This is a genomic window from Streptomyces sp. NPDC032161 (genome assembly GCF_040636995.1).
GTDB lineage: Bacteria > Actinomycetota > Actinomycetes > Streptomycetales > Streptomycetaceae > Streptomyces.
On record NZ_JBEZVN010000006.1, the window covers coordinates 74,538 to 94,230 of the forward strand.

General features: G+C 70.8%; 22 protein-coding genes. 16 read left to right on the forward strand and 6 right to left on the reverse strand.

What is annotated here, in order from left to right:
- Window positions 1–12 precede the first annotated feature (12 nt).
- Window positions 13–147 (reverse strand): hypothetical protein, encoded by a 135-nt coding sequence (locus AB0E67_RS16365; protein ID WP_274535432.1) that lies wholly within the window; start codon window positions 145–147, stop codon window positions 13–15.
- A gap of 132 nt (window positions 148–279) precedes the next feature.
- On the opposite strand from AB0E67_RS16365, the gene AB0E67_RS16370 reads away from it, so the two are divergent.
- The 5 genes from AB0E67_RS16370 (at window position 280) to AB0E67_RS16390 (ending at window position 5,203) form a co-directional block, all read left to right on the forward strand.
- A complete protein-coding gene (locus tag AB0E67_RS16370; RefSeq protein ID WP_073787137.1) occupies window positions 280–735 on the forward strand; it encodes an Lrp/AsnC family transcriptional regulator in 456 nt (151 codons plus the stop codon).
- A 254-nt stretch (window positions 736–989) separates the two neighbouring features.
- On the forward strand, window positions 990–2,153 hold the full coding sequence (gene mqnE, locus AB0E67_RS16375) for an aminofutalosine synthase MqnE (RefSeq protein WP_351519643.1): 1,164 nt from the start codon (window positions 990–992) through the stop codon (window positions 2,151–2,153).
- 150 nt (window positions 2,154–2,303) lie between these two features.
- On the forward strand, window positions 2,304–2,828 hold the full coding sequence (locus tag AB0E67_RS16380) for a GNAT family N-acetyltransferase (RefSeq protein ID WP_362026648.1): 525 nt from the start codon (window positions 2,304–2,306) through the stop codon (window positions 2,826–2,828).
- 145 nt (window positions 2,829–2,973) lie between these two features.
- Complete coding sequence (locus AB0E67_RS16385; protein ID WP_362026651.1) at window positions 2,974–3,270, forward strand: DUF4229 domain-containing protein; 297 nt, start codon at window positions 2,974–2,976, stop codon at window positions 3,268–3,270.
- A gap of 571 nt (window positions 3,271–3,841) precedes the next feature.
- Window positions 3,842–5,203, forward strand: a complete 1,362-nt coding sequence (locus tag AB0E67_RS16390; RefSeq protein WP_362026654.1) for a dicarboxylate/amino acid:cation symporter — start codon at window positions 3,842–3,844, stop codon at window positions 5,201–5,203.
- 119 nt (window positions 5,204–5,322) lie between these two features.
- On the opposite strand, the gene AB0E67_RS16395 is transcribed toward AB0E67_RS16390, so the two are convergent.
- Window positions 5,323–6,528, reverse strand: a complete 1,206-nt coding sequence (locus AB0E67_RS16395; protein ID WP_362026657.1) for an alpha/beta hydrolase — start codon at window positions 6,526–6,528, stop codon at window positions 5,323–5,325.
- Window positions 6,529–6,816: 288 nt separating this feature from the next.
- On the opposite strand from AB0E67_RS16395, the gene AB0E67_RS16400 reads away from it, so the two are divergent.
- Window positions 6,817–7,479 (forward strand): TetR/AcrR family transcriptional regulator, encoded by a 663-nt coding sequence (locus AB0E67_RS16400; RefSeq protein WP_362027070.1) that lies wholly within the window; start codon window positions 6,817–6,819, stop codon window positions 7,477–7,479.
- On the opposite strand, the gene AB0E67_RS16405 is transcribed toward AB0E67_RS16400, so the two are convergent.
- Window positions 7,400–8,413, reverse strand: a complete 1,014-nt coding sequence (locus AB0E67_RS16405; RefSeq protein ID WP_362026660.1) for a MaoC/PaaZ C-terminal domain-containing protein — start codon at window positions 8,411–8,413, stop codon at window positions 7,400–7,402. The two genes, AB0E67_RS16400 and AB0E67_RS16405, sit on opposite strands and share 80 nt — an antisense overlap.
- Window positions 8,414–8,653: 240 nt before the next feature.
- Between AB0E67_RS16405 and AB0E67_RS16410 the strand changes: the two genes are divergently transcribed.
- The 4 genes from AB0E67_RS16410 to AB0E67_RS16425 all read left to right on the forward strand — a co-directional run bounded on the left by AB0E67_RS16410 (window position 8,654) and on the right by AB0E67_RS16425 (window position 12,723).
- Window positions 8,654–9,481 (forward strand): M23 family metallopeptidase, encoded by an 828-nt coding sequence (locus AB0E67_RS16410; RefSeq protein WP_362026662.1) that lies wholly within the window; start codon window positions 8,654–8,656, stop codon window positions 9,479–9,481.
- Between the two features lie 159 nt (window positions 9,482–9,640).
- A complete protein-coding gene (locus AB0E67_RS16415; RefSeq protein WP_362026665.1) occupies window positions 9,641–10,606 on the forward strand; it encodes a phosphotransferase in 966 nt (321 codons plus the stop codon).
- Window positions 10,607–11,219: 613 nt separating this feature from the next.
- Entirely contained in the window at window positions 11,220–12,083 is an 864-nt protein-coding gene (locus AB0E67_RS16420) for an isocitrate lyase/PEP mutase family protein (RefSeq protein ID WP_362026668.1), read from the forward strand.
- A gap of 160 nt (window positions 12,084–12,243) precedes the next feature.
- Window positions 12,244–12,723: a hypothetical protein gene (locus AB0E67_RS16425; protein ID WP_362026671.1), complete on the forward strand. Its 480-nt coding sequence runs from the start codon at window positions 12,244–12,246 to the stop codon at window positions 12,721–12,723.
- A 147-nt stretch (window positions 12,724–12,870) separates the two neighbouring features.
- Here the strand turns inward: AB0E67_RS16425 and AB0E67_RS16430 are convergent, their stop codons facing one another.
- Entirely contained in the window at window positions 12,871–13,464 is a 594-nt protein-coding gene (locus AB0E67_RS16430; protein ID WP_362026673.1) for a hypothetical protein, read from the reverse strand.
- 59 nt (window positions 13,465–13,523) lie between these two features.
- The gene (locus AB0E67_RS16435; RefSeq protein WP_360114356.1) at window positions 13,524–13,940 is read right to left on the reverse strand and encodes an ATP-binding protein; all 417 of its coding nucleotides are present in this window, start codon (window positions 13,938–13,940) and stop codon (window positions 13,524–13,526) included.
- 188 nt (window positions 13,941–14,128) lie between these two features.
- Here AB0E67_RS16435 and AB0E67_RS16440 point away from each other — a divergent pair, with 188 nt between their 5' ends.
- The 3 genes from AB0E67_RS16440 (at window position 14,129) to AB0E67_RS16450 (ending at window position 15,857) form a co-directional block, all read left to right on the forward strand.
- Window positions 14,129–14,983 (forward strand): helix-turn-helix transcriptional regulator, encoded by an 855-nt coding sequence (locus AB0E67_RS16440; protein WP_362026676.1) that lies wholly within the window; start codon window positions 14,129–14,131, stop codon window positions 14,981–14,983.
- The gene (locus AB0E67_RS16445) at window positions 14,980–15,204 is read left to right on the forward strand and encodes a DUF397 domain-containing protein (RefSeq protein WP_362026679.1); all 225 of its coding nucleotides are present in this window, start codon (window positions 14,980–14,982) and stop codon (window positions 15,202–15,204) included. Before AB0E67_RS16440 ends, AB0E67_RS16445 begins: the two co-directional genes overlap by 4 nt.
- Window positions 15,205–15,350: 146 nt before the next feature.
- On the forward strand, window positions 15,351–15,857 hold the full coding sequence (locus tag AB0E67_RS16450; RefSeq protein ID WP_362026682.1) for a hypothetical protein: 507 nt from the start codon (window positions 15,351–15,353) through the stop codon (window positions 15,855–15,857).
- A gap of 57 nt (window positions 15,858–15,914) precedes the next feature.
- On the opposite strand, the gene AB0E67_RS16455 is transcribed toward AB0E67_RS16450, so the two are convergent.
- Window positions 15,915–16,289: a hypothetical protein gene (locus tag AB0E67_RS16455; protein ID WP_362026684.1), complete on the reverse strand. Its 375-nt coding sequence runs from the start codon at window positions 16,287–16,289 to the stop codon at window positions 15,915–15,917.
- A gap of 286 nt (window positions 16,290–16,575) precedes the next feature.
- On the opposite strand from AB0E67_RS16455, the gene AB0E67_RS16460 reads away from it, so the two are divergent.
- From AB0E67_RS16460 to AB0E67_RS16470, 3 genes are all read left to right on the forward strand, one after another.
- Entirely contained in the window at window positions 16,576–17,520 is a 945-nt protein-coding gene (locus tag AB0E67_RS16460) for an LLM class F420-dependent oxidoreductase (protein ID WP_362026687.1), read from the forward strand.
- Between the two features lie 24 nt (window positions 17,521–17,544).
- On the forward strand, window positions 17,545–18,342 hold the full coding sequence (locus AB0E67_RS16465; RefSeq protein WP_362026690.1) for an SDR family NAD(P)-dependent oxidoreductase: 798 nt from the start codon (window positions 17,545–17,547) through the stop codon (window positions 18,340–18,342).
- A 130-nt stretch (window positions 18,343–18,472) separates the two neighbouring features.
- Window positions 18,473–19,600 (forward strand): LLM class flavin-dependent oxidoreductase, encoded by a 1,128-nt coding sequence (locus tag AB0E67_RS16470; RefSeq protein ID WP_362026692.1) that lies wholly within the window; start codon window positions 18,473–18,475, stop codon window positions 19,598–19,600.
- Window positions 19,601–19,693 lie beyond the last annotated feature (93 nt).

A 19,693-nucleotide genomic window follows, 5' to 3' on the forward strand; every position in this document is an offset into this window, starting at 1 on the left:
TGGGGCCCGTGGTCAGCGCTTCTTCGGGGCGCGCGCGGTACGGGCGCGGTCGATGCGACGCGCGGCGGCGGGTTGGTGGGCACGCGAGCGGTTGGCCAGGTCCTGCAGCTCGCGCATACGGGCGTAGGCCATCTCGATCGAGTACACGGTGTTCTCACTCCTGAAGATTCGAAAGCGTTTTTTGGATGTACGAGAAGTTTTGCAGGCAATGAAGCCTGCATGCCTTAGATTCTACACGTAAACTCGCGATACTGCTGAACAATGGAAGGTTTCAGTCACATGGACGCGGTGGACAGGCAGCTCATCCAGGCACTGAGGGAGAACGGCAGGGCCTCGTACGCCGAGCTGGGGCGGCTGGTGGGGCTCTCCGGGCCCAGCGTCACCGACCGCATCAACCGGCTGGAATCCGCCGGGGTCATCACCGGGTACCGCGCCACCGTCGACGCCGCGGCCCTGGGGCTCGGCGTCACGGCCCTGATCGGTATCTCGCTCTCCGACGCGGCCGATCACGAGGACGTGGCGCGCCGGCTGAAGGACCTCGCGGAGATCGAGGACGCGTGGTTCATCGCGGGCGACGACTCGTACATGCTCAAGGTGCGGGTCGGTGACGTGGACGGGCTGGAGCGGACCATCCGCCGGCTCAGCGGCACGAAGGGTGTCTCGCGCACCCGTACCACGATCGTGCTCTCCACCAAGTGGGAGAACCGGGTCGGGGAACTCCCCGAAGAGGTGTAGTGCCGGGAGCGGCGATCCTCGCCCGGAAGGAGCGTCGTCCGGTGCCGTGCGATCGCGAGGCGGCCGGAAGGTCTCGTAGCGGCGCCGCGTGGGCTTTCGGCCGACGCCGCGCGTGCGGGTGCCGGGCGGTGCGACGGGGCGAGCGTCGCCGTGAGCGGCACTAGGCGTAACGTGGTGGAACCCCCGGGTGCCCGGGGGTTTCGCCCGGTACCACCGGGAACGGCACAGCACGTCGACAACTGGGAGGCAGCCGCATGGACGTCGGGCTCAAGCGCGAACTGGAGGAGAAGGTCCGCGCGGGGGAGCGGCTGACCCGTGAGGACGGCATCGCCCTCTACGAGTCGGACGACCTGGCCTGGCTCGGCGGCCTCGCCCACGAGGTGCGCACCCGCAAGAACGGTGACGTGGTCCACTTCAACGTCAACCGGCACCTGAACATGACCAATGTGTGCACGGCCTCGTGCGCCTACTGCTCGTTCCAGCGCAAGCCGGGCGAGAAGGACGCGTACACCATGCGCATCGAGGAGGCGGTCCGGCTCGCGAAGGCGATGGAGGGCGAGAACCTCACCGAGCTGCACATCGTCAACGGACTGCACCCCACCCTGCCGTGGCGCTACTACCCGCGCTCGCTCGGCGCGCTGAAGGAGGCCCTGCCGCAGGTCTCCCTCAAGGCGTTCACCGCCACCGAGATCCACCACTTCGAGACCATCTCCAAGCTCTCCGCCTCCGAGATCCTCGACGAGCTGATCGAGGCCGGTCTGGAGTCGCTGACCGGCGGCGGCGCGGAGATCTTCGACTGGGAGGTCCGGCAGCACATCGTGGACCACGACACCCACTGGGAGGACTGGTCGCGCATCCACCGCCTGGCGCACGAGAAGGGGCTCAAGACCCCGGCGACCATGCTCTACGGGCACATCGAGGAGCCCCGGCACCGCGTCGACCACGTGCTGCGGCTGCGTGAGCTCCAGGACGAGACCGGCGGCTTCCAGGTCTTCATCCCGCTGCGCTACCAGCACGACTTCGTGGACATGAAGGACGGCAAGATCCGCAACAAGCTCCAGGCGCGCACGACGATGGCGACCGGTGCCGAGGCGCTGAAGACCTTCGCGGTCTCGCGGCTCCTGTTCGACAACGTCCCGCACGTCAAGGTCTTCTGGGTGATGCACGGCGTGCAGACCGCCCAGCTCGCGCTCCAGCACGGCGCGGACGACATGGACGGCTCGGTCGTCGAGTACAAGATCACGCACGACGCGGACAACTACGGCACCCCGAACAAGCTCAGCCGCGAGGACCTGCTCGACCTGATCCGCGACGCGGGCTTCCGGCCCGTCGAGCGCAACACCCGCTACGAGATCATCCGCGAGTACCCGGGCCCGGACGCCGAGCGGCGCGAGTCGCCGCAGCCGATGCGCGTCTGACGGCTCCCGGTGCCCCTCCCGGCGCACCGGGTTCCGATGAGCGGTGCGAGAGCCCCGGCCGACCGGCCGGGGCTCTCCCGCGTACCGGGCGGGGCCGTCGCGCGCCGACGCGGTTTGAGGCGGGCGCGAAGTAATGACTAGTCTTTGCTTATGGCACTTACCTTCGCGTTGGATCCCCAGGTCGACGGCACCCTGCGGGACGGCATCACTGAACTGTGGACCGACGTCTCCAACGCGGGCGGTGCGGTGGGCTTCGTGCCTCCCGTCTCCGCCGACGACATCCGGCCGGAGCTGGCCAAGCACCTCGCCGCGGCGGCCGAGGGGCGCACCCGGCTGCTGGTCGGCCGCGACGAGGACGGTGCCGTGGCCGCCACGGCCTTCCTGTCGCTCAACACCCACCGCCTGATGGAGCACTGGCTCTGGCTCTACACGGTGATGGTCCACCCGCGTCACCAGGGCAAGGGGTACGGGCGCGACCTGATGGGCGCCGCGGCCGAGGCCGCCCGCGGGACGGCGGGGATCGAGGCGATACGGCTCACCTGCCGCGGCGGCACCGGCGTCGACCGGTTCTACGCCTCGTGCGGATACAAGGAGGTCGGACGGGTGCCGGACGCGATCAGGGTCGCCGACGGGGACGACCGCGACGAGATCTTCATGCTGCTGCCGCTGGGCTGAAGGACGCGGGCCGCGCCGCCCCGCGCGGTCTCGGAACGGGGCCCGCGCCCTTTTGACGCGGCCCTCCGAAGTGCTCGATTCCGGGGCATGCTTCACTGGTCGGGCAGGATTGCAGGACCGTCGTACGTCGAGAAAGGGGCCAACTGTGTCCGCTGCCAGGCCGAGCGCGACCATTCGGTACACCGCGATGCGCCTCAGCATCTTCGTCGGCTGCTTCGTCGTCGCAGCCATGGCCGTCCACTTCGGCCTGGTTCCCTCAGGGGCGCGCGACTCCAACTTCTTCTGGGTGATCCTCCTCGCGCTGATCCTGTCCGCGCCGCTCAGCTACGTGCTGCTGCGCAAGCAGCGTGACGAGATGTCCGCCCAGATCGTGTCCGGGGTCGAACGGGCCAAGCAGCGTCTCGATGAGAACCGCACCCGCGAGGACCACGTCGCCCCGTGAGAGCCGCGGTGAGGACCGCGGGACCGTGACGAGTGCCGCGTGGGCGACGTCGGCCCGCGAGAGCCGTGACGAGGCGCCCGGAACGGCGTGAGTCCGTCCGCGCGGGCCGCGTAAGGTTCCTCACACCTTTTACCGGACCCCGGTGCCGGAGCAACTGCTCCGGCACCGGGGTTCCGTCGTTCCCGCCTGCGTGCGCCGGGTGTTCGCGTGCGCGGGGCGGTTGTTCGTGTGCGCGGGCGGACCCCTGTCCCGTTGCCCGCACCCAAAGAAGACCTTTGAGGTCCTCAAAGTTCAAGTGTTAACGTGATGGGCATGAAGACAGCGGTGCGCCCTCACGAAGCCGCGAGCGTCCCGCTCGTGGCGCGCCTGCATGTCGATCTCTGCCGCTGCATGTCCGCGGTCTGTCGGCCGCGCATGAACGCGGTCTGCCGCCGCAGCCTCTGAACAGCGTTCGAACCGGCACCATGCAGCGGCGCCGCCCCGACGCGGGCGCCGCACCCCCCGTCCCCGTACCACGTCCTCCCGCACGGCGTCCTCGTGCGCCCCGATGCGTCACATCTGGAGTGTGTCCGTGTCCGCGACCCCCGCGTCCACCGCCGCCACCGACAGCCCGTCAGGCTCCCGCATACCCAAGGTCCCGTTCTGGGCCCAGATAGTCGCCGGTCTCGTCCTCGGCGTCGTCCTCGGGTGGATCGCCCGCAGCTACGACATCGGCTGGCTCCACACCACGCTCGACAAGGTCGGCCACATCTTCGTCCAGCTGCTGAAGCTGGCCGTCGCACCGCTCGTCTTCTTCGCGATCCTGGTGTCGATCACCAACCTGCGCAAGGTCAACAACGCCGCCCGGCTGGCCACCCGCACCCTGCTCTGGTTCATGATCACCTCGCTGATCGCGGTCGCCATCGGTCTCGCGATCGGCCTGGTGACCAACCCGGGTGCCGGGACCGGTCTCACGCCGAAGGACGGCAAGCTGCCGCAGCACGCCGGATCCTGGCTCGACTTCCTCACCGGCATCATCCCGAACGACGTGATCAGCCCGTTCACCGAACTGAACGTGCTCCAGATCGTGTTCATGGCCGCCGTCGCCGGTATCGCCGCGCTCAAGCTCGGTGAGAAGGCCCAGCCGATCCTCACGCTCAGCGAGTCCGTCCTGGAACTCCTCCAGAAGGCGCTGTGGTGGGTCATCCGGCTCGCCCCGATCGGCACCGTCGGCCTCATCGGCTACGCGATCGCTGACTACGGCTGGGACCTGATCGGCAAGTACGCGACGTTCACCGCCGATGTCTACATCGGCTGCGCCCTGGTGCTGTTCGGGGTGTACCCGCTGCTGCTCGCCACGGTCGCCAAGCTCAGCCCGGTCCAGTTCTTCAAGGGCGCCTGGCCGGCGATCCAGCTGGCCTTCGTCTCCCGCTCCTCGGTCGGCACCATGCCGGTCACCCAGAAGGTCACCGAGCGCCTCGGCGTCCCGAAGGAGTACGCGTCCTTCTCGGTCCCGTTCGGCGCGACCACCAAGATGGACGGCTGCGCCGCGATCTACCCCGCGCTCGCGGCGATCTTCATCGCGCAGATCTTCGACGTGCAGCTGAACGTCGGTGACTACGTCCTGATCGCGTTCGTCTCGGTGATCGGTTCGGCGGCCACCGCCGGTCTCACCGGCGCGACGGTCATGCTGACCCTGACGCTGTCGACGTTGGGCCTCCCGCTGGAGGGCGTCGGTCTGCTCATGGCGATCGACCCGATCCTGGACATGATGCGGACGGCCACGAACGTGGCCGGTCAGGCGCTGGTCCCGGTGATCGTCTCGGCGCGCGAGAAGATCCTCGACCACGAGGCGTACGCCACGGCCTCGTCCTCCCCGGTCGACGGCTCCGACGGCTCCGGCGACTCCGAGGTGCGTGACGCCGAGCCGCGGCGCGTGCCGGTCACCGCATAGCCGACGGCAGCCCGCCGCGCGTGGGCCCCTCCTGCGGGCCGTGGGCCCCTCCTCCGGTCGGGGGAGGGGCCCACGGCCCGTTCCGGGGCGGTGCGGCGGTCCGGGGACGGGTGCGGCGGTCAGGGCCGCTGGAAGACGACCTCCGGGTTGGCGGGCGTGGGGCCGCCCAGCAGCGGCTGGTGCCGGCCCTTCAGGTGCAGGTCGAGGAAGGCCGCGACGTAGTCACGGGTGATCCGGACCGAGCGGTCCCCGGAGAGCGGGGCGTCGGGATCCGCGGGCAGGCCGAACTGTTCGGCGAGGGCCGGGAGGTCCGTGAAGGTGAAGTGCCCGGAGCCCTTGACGCTCAGCCAGCGCTTCCAGCCGTCCAGCCGCGGCCAGCCCTCGTCCCAGGACGTGTCGCCGCCCCCGGGGCGGTGGATGTCGTCGGTGCCGAGCATCATGAACGGCTTCCCGCCGATGCCCTCGGCGGGGATCCGCTCCTGGAACCCGCCGTCCATGTTGACCCCGGCGTCGAAGCGCCCGTCGGAGAGCAGGGCGGAGGCCGCCGCGCTCCCGCCGATGGAGTGGCCGGCGACGGCGACCCGCGAGGCGTCGATCATGCGGGCGTGGCGCCAGGCGGGACGGTTGCCGGTCAGCCGGTCGAGCACGAAGGAGAAGTCGGCGGCCCGCCCGGTGGAGACGGCGGTCAGAAGTTCCTGCTTGGCCTCGTCGGTCGGCGCGGCTTCGAGCCGGTCGCAGGCCGCGCAGGTGAGCGTCCGGCCGTCGGGGAGGGAGACGCCGGTCGACTCGTAGGCGTGGTCGATGGTCGCCACGACGTAGCCCCGGCCGGCCAGGTCCGTGGCGAGCGAGGTCAGGGTGGCCCGCGGGGTGCCGAAGCCGGGGGAGAGCAGCACCAGCGGGAACCGGCCCCGCGCGGCCGGTGCGTCGGTGCGGGCGTGGGTGCGGAGGCGGGCGAGGCTGGAGGCCGGGATGACGTCCTCCAGGCCGCGTGCCACCAGCATCAGCCGGGCCTCCGCGTTGGTCATGTACGGCGCGGGGCCGCTGCCACCGGGGCGGGCGGGATGGTGCATCGTCACCATCAGTTCCCTGGGGCCGGCCTCCGGCACCCACGGGTCGGTGCGGGAGCGGTCGGTGAGGTGCAGCACCTCGGTCCCGACGGCGTACGGGCCCGTGGGGCGAGGCAGTTGGGGCGCACGGGCGGCCGCGGTGGCGGACGGGGCGTCCGGTGCGGCGGGGGTCGCGACGGCGGTGGCGGGCGCGGCGAGCAGCGCGGTCACGGCGAGGGCCACGGCAAGGGTCCGCCGCCGGAATGAGGTCGTCAACATGCGTCCACACGCTAGGCGGACCGGTGCCGCGAGCGGATCGCCCCAGGGCCTGATTCCGTGTGGCACCAGGGCGTGATCCCGGCTGCGACCTGGGGATGACGGTCCGGCCCGGAAAGGGCGGCCCACCCTGGGGGTGACGCTCCGACCTCGGGATGACGGCCATTTCGGCCACGCGGCCGAAGGGCGCCGTCGCGTACGGCGGGGCCCGCCCTGCGCCGTACCCTTGCCGGTGGGAGTGGCGCAGCGGGGCGGGAGGAAGTCGACGTGGGTGCGGTGAAGGGCAGGCGGATGCCGCGCGCCGTGCGGGAGCGGCAGATGCTGGACGCCGCCGTGCGGACCTTCGGGCAACTCGGATACCGCGCCGCCTCGATGGACGAGATCGCCGAACTGGCCGGGGTCTCCAAGCCGTTGGTCTACCTGTACCTCAACTCCAAGGAGGAGCTGTTCACCGCCTGCATACGACGTGAGGCGAAGGCGCTCGTCGACGCGGTGCGGGCGGGAGTGGAGCCGGGACTGCCGACCGACCGGCAGCTGTGGGCGGGGCTGTGCGCGTTCTTCACGCACACGGCGGGGCATCCGGACGGCTGGGCGGTGCTCCACCGCCAGTCGCGGACGCACGGGGAGCCGTTCGCCGCGGAGGTGACGGCGATGCGGGACGAGATCGTCGCGTTCGTGACGGGGCTGATCGCGGTGGCGGCCCGCGAGACGCATCGCGATCCCGAACTCCCCGACCGGGACGTGGCGGGGCTGGCGCGGGCGCTCGTGGGCGCCGCGGAGTCGCTCGCCGACTGGGCGAACGAGACCCCGGACGTCTCGGCGAAGGAGGCCGCGGCCACCCTGATGAACTTCGCCTGGGCCGGGCTGGAGAATCTCATGGGAGGCCGTCCGTGGCAGGCGCCGGAGCAGGAGGCGGACCGGGCGGACCGGGCGGGCCGTCAGTCGTCCCGGTGAGGTGGACACGGCCCGCGCCGCGCAGCTGGAAGCCGGTGGCGTCGGCCGCGTAGGTGACCGTGGCGGGCAGCGGCACGGGGGCCCTGAAGTCGGCCCGCACCCGTCGGATCGTGCCGGACGCCGGTGCCTCGGCCAGGCAGCGGGCCACGGTCCACATGCCGTGGGCGATGGGCCGGGGAAAGCCGAGGAGCCGGGCCGTCAGCGGGTACAGGTGGATGGGGTTCCGGTCGCCCGACACGGCGCCGTAGCGGCGTCCGAGATCGGCGGGGAGCCGCCACTCGGCGACGACGGAAGGGCCGGGGGTGCCAGGGGCATCGGCGATACCGGTGACGTCGGGGACGGCCGCGGTGGGACCGCTGGATGTGGTCCGTACGCCTGCTGTGCCTGCCGTGTCCGGCGTGCCCGCCATGTCCGCCGCATTTGGTGTGTCCGTCGCGTTCCTCGCGGGGCGTGTGCTCGTGTCGTGGCTGGTGTTCGCAGCGTGGCGGGTGTTCGTGGAGTGGCGCGAGAGGTAACCGCTGCGGGACTCCCAGATCAGCTCGCCCGCGCGGCGCGCCTCGGTGACCATCGTGACCTCCGTGCCGCGCCGGTGTGGGGACAGACCGTCGGCGTACACCGTGAGTTCGAGCGGATCGGCCGGGCGAGGTGCCCGGTGGCAGGTGATCTCGATCCAGGTGTGCACGAGCCCCACGACCGGCAGCGGGAACCGCCGGGCGGTCATCAGCCGCAGGGCCAGGGGGAAGCCGAGCACATGCGGGTAGGTGAGGGGCAGTTCGCCCGTGTCGGGGAACCCGCAGATCCGGCGGTACGCGGCGAGCGGGCCGGGGGCGACGGGCGCGGCCGGGCGGACGGCCCGGTCGGCGGGCAGTGCCGCGCCGGGTCTGCCGCCGCCCCTCTTGAACGGGGAGGTGAGAGCCGCCCGCAGAAGAGTCATGACACTCCTTGCCCCGTCGTGGATTTACTCCAAAGTAAGATTACTCATGAGTCAGGAACCGGTCGATACCGCGAGGCCGAACTCCGTGGGCCGCCGCTGCGGGTCCCAGGGCCCACTTTGGGCCCTGGACTGGGCCCGGTGGGTCTACTGCGGAACCAGGACTTCCGGCACGCTTGCCTCGTTCCACCGGATCGACGCCACCCCCCCACGTCCGGATCCCGACTCGGAGGAAGTCCGCGCATGCGCACGCGCTCGACACGTATCGCCCTGCTGGGCCTGATGGCCCTGATCGCGGGCCTGTTCACCGCGACACCCGCGGCGGCGGCCCCCAACTTCAAGGCACCGTTCCCCTGTGGTCAGACCTGGACCTACGGCCACCACTCGGCGGAGGTCAGGCAGGCCCTCGACTTCATACGCAGCGACGGCGGCGCCACGGCCGGCACCCCCGTCCTCGCCTCGTCCGGCGGGACCGCCTACCGCTACTCCCAGCCCGGCGGGGCCGGCAACTACATCGCCATCGACCACGGCGGCGGCTGGAAGACCTACTACTTCCACCTCGCCTCGTACTCCGTCGCCGACGGCGCCTCCGTGTCGCAGGGGCAGCAGATCGGCATCACCGGTTCCACCGGCAACAGCAGCGGCGCCCACATCCACTACGAGCAGCTCTACAACGGCGTCGGGCAGACCATCGCGATCAACGGCCGTTCCCTGGCACCGTATCCGGGCTCGTACAACAGCAAGTACCTGACCAGCGACAACGGCTGTGGGGGCGGGGGCACCGGCAAGTACTGGGTGGACACCTTCGCCAACGCCACGGGCTACGCGGCCCCCAACACGGCCGACGCGCAGGGCGTCCTCAACGCGGGTACGAACTACGTCTACTGCAAGGCGTGGGGAGCCCAGGTCGGTTCGGGCTCCAGCTACAACCACTGGTGGCTGAAGACCGACCTGGACACGGTGTACGCGGGCAAGAACGGGCGCGGTGCGTACGTCTCGGCGTACTACCTGTCTCGCTGGGGCAATGACGAGGCCCGCGACAACAACGGCGCGGTGATTCCGGACTGCTGAGGTCCGTACACGCATCCGCCCGTCCGACGCGAGGCGTCCCGGGCGGATGCGGGCCCAGGGGTGTCCCGGGCATCCGGGACGCCCCGACGTACGGGGGTCGCGAGGCCCGGTCGTCCCGAACCCGCGTTCGTCCCCGAACCCCCGGCGTAGGGTCGGAACATGGGCGAAGAGGTGGGCGACCGCGGTACCGGCTGGGCGGCGACGCGCGCGTGGGCCGAGAAGAGTCTCGCGCCGGGTGAACGCATCGAAGCCGTCGAGCAGTTGCGCGGCGGCTGGACCTCGTGGATGCGCCGACTGGACGTCTCCGGGCCGCAGGGTGCGCGGGTGCTCGTGCTGCGGTCCTTCGTCAAGCCCTTCTACGTACGGCACGCCCCGGGGCTGCTCACCCGCGAGGCGGACATCCTGCGGCTGCTGGCGGACGGCACCGGTGTCCCGGCCGCGCGGTTGGTGGCCGTCGACGCCCGGGGCGAGCACTGCGACCATCCCTCTCTGCTGATGACCCTGCTGCCCGGACGGGTACGGGTCGACGACGCCGGGGCGCCGGAGCGCATCGGGCCGCTGGCACGGCAGTTGGCCGACATCCACGCGGTACGGGTGACGGATGCGAACCGGCCGCGTACGTACCAGGCGTGGACCGCGCCGGACCGGGTACAGGTGCCCGCCGCGACCGCGCGCGCGGGACTATGGCGGCGGGCGGTCGACGTCATCCGCCGTGAGCCGCCGCCGTACGAGCCCCGGTTCCTGCACCGCGACTTCCACCCCGGCAACGTGCTCTTCGCCGAATCCGGGGCGGGCGTCCGGGTCAGCGGGGTCGTCGACTGGGTCGAGACCTCGTGGGGCCCCGCCGACCTGGACGTGGCCCACTGCTCGACGGCCCTCGCCCTGCTGCACGGCGTACCGATCGGCATGGGCTTCGCCGGTCAATACACGTGTGCGGGTGGGCGGTTGGCGGACGACGACGCGGACCACCTCTACTGGCGGCTGCTGGACGCGCTCGCCTACGCGCCGGACGCGGAGAAGCTCGCGGTCCCGTGGCGGGAACTCGGACGGACCGACCTCACCCCCGATGTGCTCGCGGCCCGCCTGGAAGACTATGTCGACTGCCTGTTCGACCGCTTCGGCTGATCCGTACGGCCCGCGTGCCGGCCCACCGGCCGTCGCGCCGGGTCGGGCACCCCTGGCCGAGGCCCCGGACGACACCTCGGAGCGGCACGGAATGTACGTGACGCCGCTCTCAACGAGGCTAATCCTCAAGGCAGTCGGTTGACCTCGGGATCGCCTTCAGGCTGACCCCGGGAGAGGGGAAGTCCCTCGTCACCGGGCTCGTCAACAGGAGCCCGACGCGTACCCGCGAGTGTCGTACGCAGGGTAAAAAACGGCGTGTCCGTCGGTAAAGGGTCGGTCATGTCTGTATAGGTATACGCGTCTTCGCGAGAGGACGGACCGAGTCCGTGCGGACCGGGTGCCGCCGTCGCCTGCCCGACGCAGGGGCGCGGCGTCCCCGTATCTGCCGCACCGGCCGGTCGCCGAACCATCCACATCCGTGAGCCCCGATCCGGCCTTCCGTGTCCCGGCGGCTCCCGGTCCGCCACATCACGCCGCCGAAGTCCCGTCACTCCGGTCCGGCGACGCCCGGAATCCGGGCCCACCGGACGGGAACATCGCACCTCGGACCGGCGCGCGGCCACGCGGCGGCTCCCCGACCCATGAACCAACGAAGCGTCATCAAGGAGAAGTTGTGCGTTACGGAAGTGCGCTGAAGCAAGAGGTCCGTTCCCCTGGGACGACCCCGCTCATCGGCATCTACGACATGTACTCGGCGTCCGTCGTGGCCCGGCACTACGACGGTTTCTTCGTGTCCGGATTCGGCTTCGCCGCGTCCCACTACGGGCTTCCCGACATCGGCTTCATCGCCTGGCCGGACATGGTGGCCTTCGTGGAGCGGCTGCGGCTGGCCTTTCCCTCCCACCATCTGCTGGTCGACATCGACGACGGCTACGTGGACCCGGAGGTCGCCTGCCACGTGGTGCAGCGGCTGGAGAGGATCGGAGCCTCCGGCGTCATCCTGGAGGACCAGAAGCGCCCCCGCCGGTGCGGTCACGCGGACGGCAAGCAGGTGCTGCCGCTGGAGGAGTACCTGGAGAAGCTCGATCTCGTGCTGAAGAGCCGCCGGGACCTGGTGGTCGTGGCCCGTACGGACGCCACGGAAGAGGACGAGATCCTGCGCAGGGCCGAGGCGCTGGCCAGGACGGACGCCGACGTCGTCCTGGTCGACGGGGTCCGCAGCATCGAGTGGATCAAGCGCATCCGCAAGGTGATCGGTGACAAGCCGCTGCTGTTCAACCAGATCGCGGGCGGCAAGTCGCCCCGGCTCTCGCTCTCCGAACTGACCGAGCTGGAGTGCCAGGTGGCCATCTACAGCACTCCCTGCCTGTTCGCCGCGCATTCCGCCATCGACACCGCGCTGGCGGACCTCAAGCAGGCCGACGGGCGGCTTCCCGAGTTCGATCCGGTCGAGGGGATCGGGGTGCGGCGGTCGACGGAACTGCTGGAGCGGAACATCAGCAGGCATCACCCCGTCCGCGAGCCCGCGTTCGCCTGACGCGCGGTACGCAGCGGATGACACGGGCGGTGGCCCGGGCCCGGACGGCCCGGACCACCGTCGCCCGGACCGTACGCCGGGAGCCCGAGGCGCACGTCGTGCGCCCCGCGGCCCCGGCGTGTCCGAACCCCGAGGACCACGAAGAAAGAGGAACCGGATCATGGCAGTCGACTCATCCAAGGCACGCGCGGTCCTGGTGACCGCCCTCGGCGTGCTCTGTCAGGGCCAGTTGGCCGCCGGGCACGCCTGGGCCGACGCCCCGGACGGCGGCATGGAGACGCACCACGGACCCTCCTTGATCACCATCGACAACTCCAACGCCGATTCCTGGCTCGAAGTCGACCGCACGGCCAATGTTCTGGCCCCCCTGAGCAAGGGCACGGCGGGCAGCGACCACGACGGCGGCGGGGGCGCGATCGACCAGAACGTGTCCGCCTCGCAGGGCGTGGGCGTCCAGGCCGCACCGGACGAGCAGGAGGAAGAGGACGAGGAGGAGGAAGAGGCACCGGGCCAGGACGCCGCCCCGTCCGGGGGCACGGCACCCGAGAGCGCGGCGACCGGAGGGGACGACGACGAGGGCGACGCGGACACCGAACGCGATGCCCGTGCGGCGGACGCGGCCGTACCGCCGACGCCGTGAGCCCGGGACGATGACCCCGGGGCCGCGACGCGCGGCACCGTGAAGCCGTCGGCGGACGCTACTGCCTCGACCTGCCCCGCCCCGCCTCGCCTCGTCCGTCCGCCTTGTCTGCCCCGTCCGTCCGGGGGCTGACGGGCGAATGGGGGCTCAGAAGCGCAGGGCCGCCACCAGCCGGCGGGCGGTCCGGGCGTCGATGGAGCCCAGTTCCAGTACGGGAGCGGTGCCGGTCGCCTCGTGCCGTACGCGTATGTCGAGCGACCCTCCGCCCGTCGCCGAGGCGAAGGCGTTCCTGAGCCGTTCGCCGACGAGAGCCGCTTTGAGGGAAGCGGAGCGAGGTGTGCGGGCGTCGGGCGGCACGGGGGCGCCGAGCAGGCGCGCGAAGCGTTCGGCATCGGGCAGCGAGATGCCGCCGAGCACGATGCGGCCGTGCCGGAACCGCAGCCCCGGCAGGTCGAGGCGGTAGGCGTCGACGATGTCGCGCAACGCTCGTGCGGCCTTGAGCGTGCGTTTCGTGCTCGCGCGGATCAACCGCGCCAGTCGGTTCGCTTCGGCGGGGGAGAGCGGCCCGAGGTGGACGAAGTCCGGTTGCGGATCGGGGTGTTGGTCAACCGAGACGTCAAGCAGGCCCGCGTCCCGTAGGGCGGAGTCCAGTTCGGCCGCGGCGTGCCCCGCGTCCGGCAGGGCGGCGGGCGCGTCGGTGGGTGCCCCGGTGGGCGCGTTGGTCGGTAAGCGGGAGTCCATCCGGTGCTCCAGATGCGTTGGGGCCGTGGAGGCGGGGCCGTGGGGGCTTCGAGGGGCGCTCACCCGACGGCCGTCCGTCGCGCGCTGCGGAGCTCCGCCCACACGTCCTTCCCGTACGGGGCCGGCTCCGACCCCCACGCGGCGGCGAGCCCGCTCACGAGCGCGAGCCCGCGCCCGCTCTCCGCGACCCAGTCGGGCACACGGGGCGCGGGGGGCGTCGGGCTGGAGTCGCGCACGGTGATGCGTACGCCGTAGGGCTGGCGTTGGAGCGTGAGAGTGCAGCGCGGCGACGGCGTGTGCCGGTCGACGTTGGTCAGCAGTTCGTGGGCGCAGAGAGTGGCGGTGTCCGTCAACTCGCGGAAGTCCCAAGCGTCCACGAGACATCTGACGATGCGGCGCATCTCCGCCAGGGAGCGCGGATGAACGAACAACTCGTGCCGGTAGTGCGGGGGTTCGGTCTCTGCCATGACAGTCATGGCTCCTCCTGAGTGAGGGCATGCCGATTGATCAGTGCACAGCGATGAACCGAGTGCTCTCGGTCATGCGACGGATAGTGCCGTGGGAACCATCACCTAGGCAACTATTCCTCAAGAGGTTCAGTCGTAAGTGGCTAAGCTGCCGATGGCAGTTGTGCTCCGGTGAAGAGCGCGACCATCATGTGGCCATGGCTCAGAGCGACATGCCCACCATGCGAAGCCGCCGACTCGGTGGCGAACTGCGCCGGCTGCGACTGGAAGCCGGCCTCAAGGTGCAGGACGCGTCGGAAGCGTTGGAGTGCGGGCAGCCCAAGATAAGTCAGATCGAGAACGGCAAGCGGGGCATTCGCCCGCTCGATCTGACCACCTTGCTCAACCTGTACGGGGTCGAGGACGAGCGGCACCGGACGAATCTGAGGCGCCTGGCGAAAGAGATCCACAAGGTCGACTGGTGGAGTGGTCATGGCCCGCTCCTTCACGACGAGCTCAAGGACTATCTGACGCTGGAGGCGGACTCGCGAGCAGTTCGTACTTTCGAGCCGGTGATCGTGCCGGGTCTTCTGCAGACCGAGGCGTACATGCGGCACCTCTTCGTGGCCGCGTCCCCCGCCGACCAGATCGAGACGCTGGTGCAGACGCGCATGAAGCGCAAGGAACTCCTCGACAACACCTTGGGGTTCCGGCTCCGGGCAGTGATCGACGCGCCCGCGCTCCACCGGATCGGTGGCGGGCCCGAGGTCGTTCAGGGGCAGTTGCGGCATCTGCTGAACGCGGGGTCCCGGTCGAACATCACCCTTCAGGTCCTGCCGTTGAATTCCGTGCTGCCCATGGAGCAGTACGTGCCGTTCACCGCGCTCAGTCTGGCGCCGGAACCTCCGGTCGAGGTGGTGTGGTTGGAGCACATCACCGGTGGTACGTTGCTTGAGCAGCGTGCGGATGTTCAGGCGTATGCGAAAGCTTGGGACGAGTTGACCGCGGCTGCGCTGTCCCCAACCGAGTCCCGGCGGTACATTCGCGACCTCATCGAGGAAAGTGGATCATGACCGAAGAAATGGCTCCCCGGGCCGAGGCAGCCGAGTTGGAGGCCGCCGTCTGGCGCACGAGCACGTACAGCGGCTCGAACAACAACTGCGTCGAGCACGCCGTTCTGCTCTCCGGCCGTCAGGCCGTGCGTGACAGCAAGGACCGGGGCCGGGGCGCCCACACCTTCGGCCCGGTCCCCTGGCAGGCGTTCGTCACCGCCGTGCGGAACGGGACCGTCTGACCGGCACCGCCCGGGACGATGACCGACCGGGCGCCCGGCGCGGCGCCCGGTGTGCCTTGTGGCCTCGCCCGTCGTCCCCTGCGCGTACCCTGCCGACCTCGCCAGCACGGTGAACGACGGATGGCGGACGGCGAGGGGAACGTGGGATGAGTGAGCACGCGGCGGGGGCGAGCCCTGCTGATGGCCGGTTCGTTCTGCACCGGTTCAACGGGGACGAGGTGTACCGCATCGCGTCCGCCGACATCCGGGTCTCCGCGGCGGAGCGGAGCGAGGGCCCGGTCACGCTCTGGTTCGAGGTCCTGGCGGATTCCGACGGTGCCCGGCGGTGCGAGGACACGGCCGACCTGGGGATGGCGCCGACGGCGGAGGTCGGCATCGAACTGCCCGGCGTCGACGCGGACGCCTTGGTGGGGCGGGAGTTGGTGCTGCCGGGGGTGCGGAGCGACGACGAGGACTCGTGCATGTCGCTGCTGTACTACTGCGAGCACCATCCGTTGCGCGACAACCGGATCACTGTCGTCTCCCGCGACGGAGACCGGTTCCGGCTGCGGTGGACGGCGGTGACGGAGGACGTGAACCACTACGACGGGAGCAAGCCCCCGACCCGGGTCGAGATCGAGGGCGCGTTCCTGTTCAAGAGGGCCCGAGGTTGATCCGGTCGTGCCCGCCCTCCCCGGCCCCGCCCGTGCCGGCGGGGCCGAGGGCGTACGTCAGAAGACGCAGGCGTGCGGGGATCCGCCTGCGGACAGGTGCTTGTCCCAGACCCAGCCCGCCCCGCGGACGTAGGACCAGGTGTTTCCGTAGTCGTTGACGATGTAGCAGTTCACCGTCAGCGAGCCGCCCGCCGCATACGTCTTCAGCAGGGTGCACTTCTCGTACGGGGCCGTGCGCAGCGGTGCCGGGTCGAGCACGGTGTGCGTCGTGCTGTAGGGGTTGTGGTTGGACGGCGGCGCGGCCTGGGAGCAGCTAGCGGCGGGCAGGGTCGCCGTCGCTGTCGCGCCCGGGGCGCTGATGGCGAGCGCCGCCGCGGCCACGGCCGTGATCACCGCAGCCCTGCGGTACTTGCTCGGCTTCCGGTCGGACATGTCGGTTCCTCCTGAAGGTGTGATCGTTCCGGTGCGGACGTCCGGAGCGGGAGCCGGTCGGCCGGTGCGGTGGTCGTACTGCCGGGAACGTGTCGGCGTTCGCCGGGTACGGCGAGGGGTTCCGGCGTCCTGGACATGTCCGGGGCGGGGTGCGCGGTCACGGCCGCCCACCGGCCCTGTCGGCTGCGCGGCCCTTGTGTGATGGGGCGGCAGGCATGACGATGGCCCCCGCACGACGATGTGACGATGTGTCAGATTCCTGCGGTCCACGGAAGGAGGCCGTTCGGTGCCGATCACCACCACCGGGCCGCTGTCGTACGGAATGCAGCTCCCGATCCAGTCGCAGAGCGCGATCTTCGCGGAGGGGTGGGAGGCGGCGGCGACCCCCGCCGACCTCGTCGAGATCGCCCGCACCGCCGACCGCACCGGCTTCGCCTATCTGGCGAGCTGTGACCACGTGGCGATCCCGCGACGGCTCGCCGATGCCATGGGGACCGTCTGGTACGACCCGGTCGCCACCCTCGCCTTTCTCGCCGGGATCACCGAGCGGGTGCTGCTGATGAGCCATGTGGCCGTCGTCGGCCTGCGGCATCCGTTGGTCACCGCCAAGCAGTACGCCACCCTCGACCATCTCTGCGGCGGCCGGCTGGTCCTCGGGGTCGGGGCGGGGCACGTGCCGGAGGAGTTCCGGGCGCTGGGCGCGGACTTCGAGGGTCGGGGCGGGCTGCTCGACGAGACCGTCGACGCGCTCAGGGCGGCGCTCGGGCCGGAGGAGTACCCGGAGTTCGCGGGGGAGCGCTACGCCTTCTCCGGGCTGGGCCAGCTGCCGCGTCCGGCACAGGGGCGGGTGCCCGTCTGGGTGGGCGGCTCCTCGCCCGCCGCCGTGCGCCGGGCCGCGGTGCGGGGCGACGGCTGGCTGCCGCAGGGCGACCCCCGGGACCGGCTGCCCGCGCAGATCGCCCGGCTGAAGGAGCTGCGCGAGGCCGCGGCGATCGAGGAGCCGATCGTCGTCGGGGCGATCACCGAGCCGCTGTACGTCGGCGACCCGGGGTGGTCCGTCGGGCGGCGCACCCTCACCGGGAGCCCGCAGGCCCTCGCCGAGTCGCTGCGCGCGTACGCGGCCATGGGCGTCCACCAGATCCAGGTCCGGTTCCGCAGCCGGAGCCGCGACGAACTGACCGACCAGATGGCGGCGTTCGCCGCCGAGGTCGCACCCCACCTCGACCGGTAGCGCGACAGGCAGGAGGAATCGGACATGGGCAAGCTGGACGGGCGGACCGTACTGATCAGCGGCGCGGCACGCGGGCAGGGTGAACAGGAGGCTCGGCTGTTCGTGGCGGAGGGCGCGCGGGTGGTGATCGGCGACGTGCTCGACGAACAGGGCGAGGTGCTGGCCGGGGAGCTGCGCGAGAAGCACGGGAAGGACGCCGCGCGCTTCGTCCACCTGGACGTGGGCGTGGAGGACGAGTGGCGGGCCGCCGTCGCCGCCGCGAAGGACGTGTACGGGAGGATCGACGGGCTGGTCAACAACGCGGGCATCCTCAGGTTCAACGAACTGGTGAGCACACCGCTGGAGGAGTTCCAGCAGGTCGTCCAGGTCAACCAGATCGGCGCGTTCCTCGGGATCAAGCACGTCGTGCCCGAGATCGAGGCCGCGGGCGGCGGGACCGTCGTCAACACCGCGTCGTACACGGGACTCACCGGCATGGCGTTCGTGGGCGCCTACGCCGCCACCAAGCACGCGGTCCTCGGGCTGACCCGGGTGGCGGCGATGGAGCTGGCCGCCAAGAACATACGGGTCAACGCCGTCTGCCCCGGTGCCGTGGACACCGCCATGACCAATCCGGCGGCCCTGGACCCGGACGCCGACCCGGAGGAGACCGCGGCGGCGGTGGCCGAGCTGTACCGGAAGCTGGTACCGATGGGGCGGATCGGCAGGCCGCAGGAGGTGGCGGCGCTGGCGCTCTTCCTGACCTCGGACGACTCCTCGTACATCACCGGGCAGCCGTTCGTCATCGACGGCGGGTGGCTGGCGGGCGTCAGCCCCTTCTGAGCGGGCCCCCACGAAGGTATCTGACGGTGCGTCAGGTATTGACGGGTGCGGGTGGCGGTGGAACAGTCGGACGCATCACGATCTGACGGTGCGTCAGAACAGTCAGGGCGACTGAGGACGGTGAACCCCCTTGGAATTCGGGCTCTTTGTACAGGGGTACGTGCCCGCCGCGCGGGCCAGGACCGACCCCGAGGCAGAGCACAAGGCGCTGATCGAGGAGACCGAGTACGTCATCCAGGCGGACAAGTCCGGCTTCAAGTACGCCTGGGCCTCCGAGCACCACTTCCTGGAGGAGTACTCGCACCTCTCGGCCAACGACGTGTACCTGGGCTACCTCGCGCACGCCACCGACCGCATCCACCTCGGCTCCGGCATCTTCAACCCGCTCGCCCCCGTCAACCACCCGGTCAAGGTGGCGGAGAAGGTCGCCATGCTCGACCACCTGTCCGAGGGGCGCTTCGAGTTCGGCTCCGGACGCGGGGCGGGCAGCCACGAGATCCTGGGCTTCATGCCGGGCGTCACCGACATGAACCACACCAAGGAACTCTGGGAGGAGACCATCGCGGAGTTCCCCAAGATGTGGCTCCAGGACGAGTACGCCGGCTTCCAGGGCAAGCACTGGTCGCTGCCGCCGCGCAAGATCCTGCCCAAGCCGTACGGGACCTCGCACCCGGCGATGTGGTACGCGGCCGGGTCGCCGTCCTCGTACGCCATGGCGGGCAAGAAGGGGCTCGGCGTGCTGGGCTTCAGCGTGCAGAAGGTCTCCGACATGGAGTGGGTGGTCGAGTCCTACAAGACGGCCGTCAAGGAGGCCGAGCCCGTCGGGGACTTCGTCAACGACAACGTCATGGTCACCTCCACGGCCATCTGCGCCGAGACGCACGCCGAGGCCGTCGAGATCGCGGTGGGCGGCGGGCTCAACTACCTCCAGTCGCTGCTGTTCCGCTACCACGACACCTTCCCCCGGCCCGAGGGCATTCCGGAGTGGCCCGAGCTGCTGCCGGAGTACACCGAGGAGATCATCGAGCTGCTGATCGCCGAGGAGCTGATGATCTGCGGCGACCCGGACGAGGTGCTGCGCCAGTGCAAGCGGTGGGAGCAGGCGGGCGCGGACCAGTTGAGTTTCGGGCTGCCGATCGGGATCGGTCGCGAGGACACGCTGAACTCGATCCGGCTGATCGGTGAGCACGTGATCCCGAAGATCGACACGGACCCGGTGCACCGGACCTCACGGTTCCGGGCCGCGGCGGGGAAGTAGACCCCGGGCGAGGCACGGCAGGGGCGCGGGCCGGAGGCGGGGCGCGGGTGCGCCCGGCGGGTCCGCGCCCCTGCCCGCCCCGGCCCGTGACCG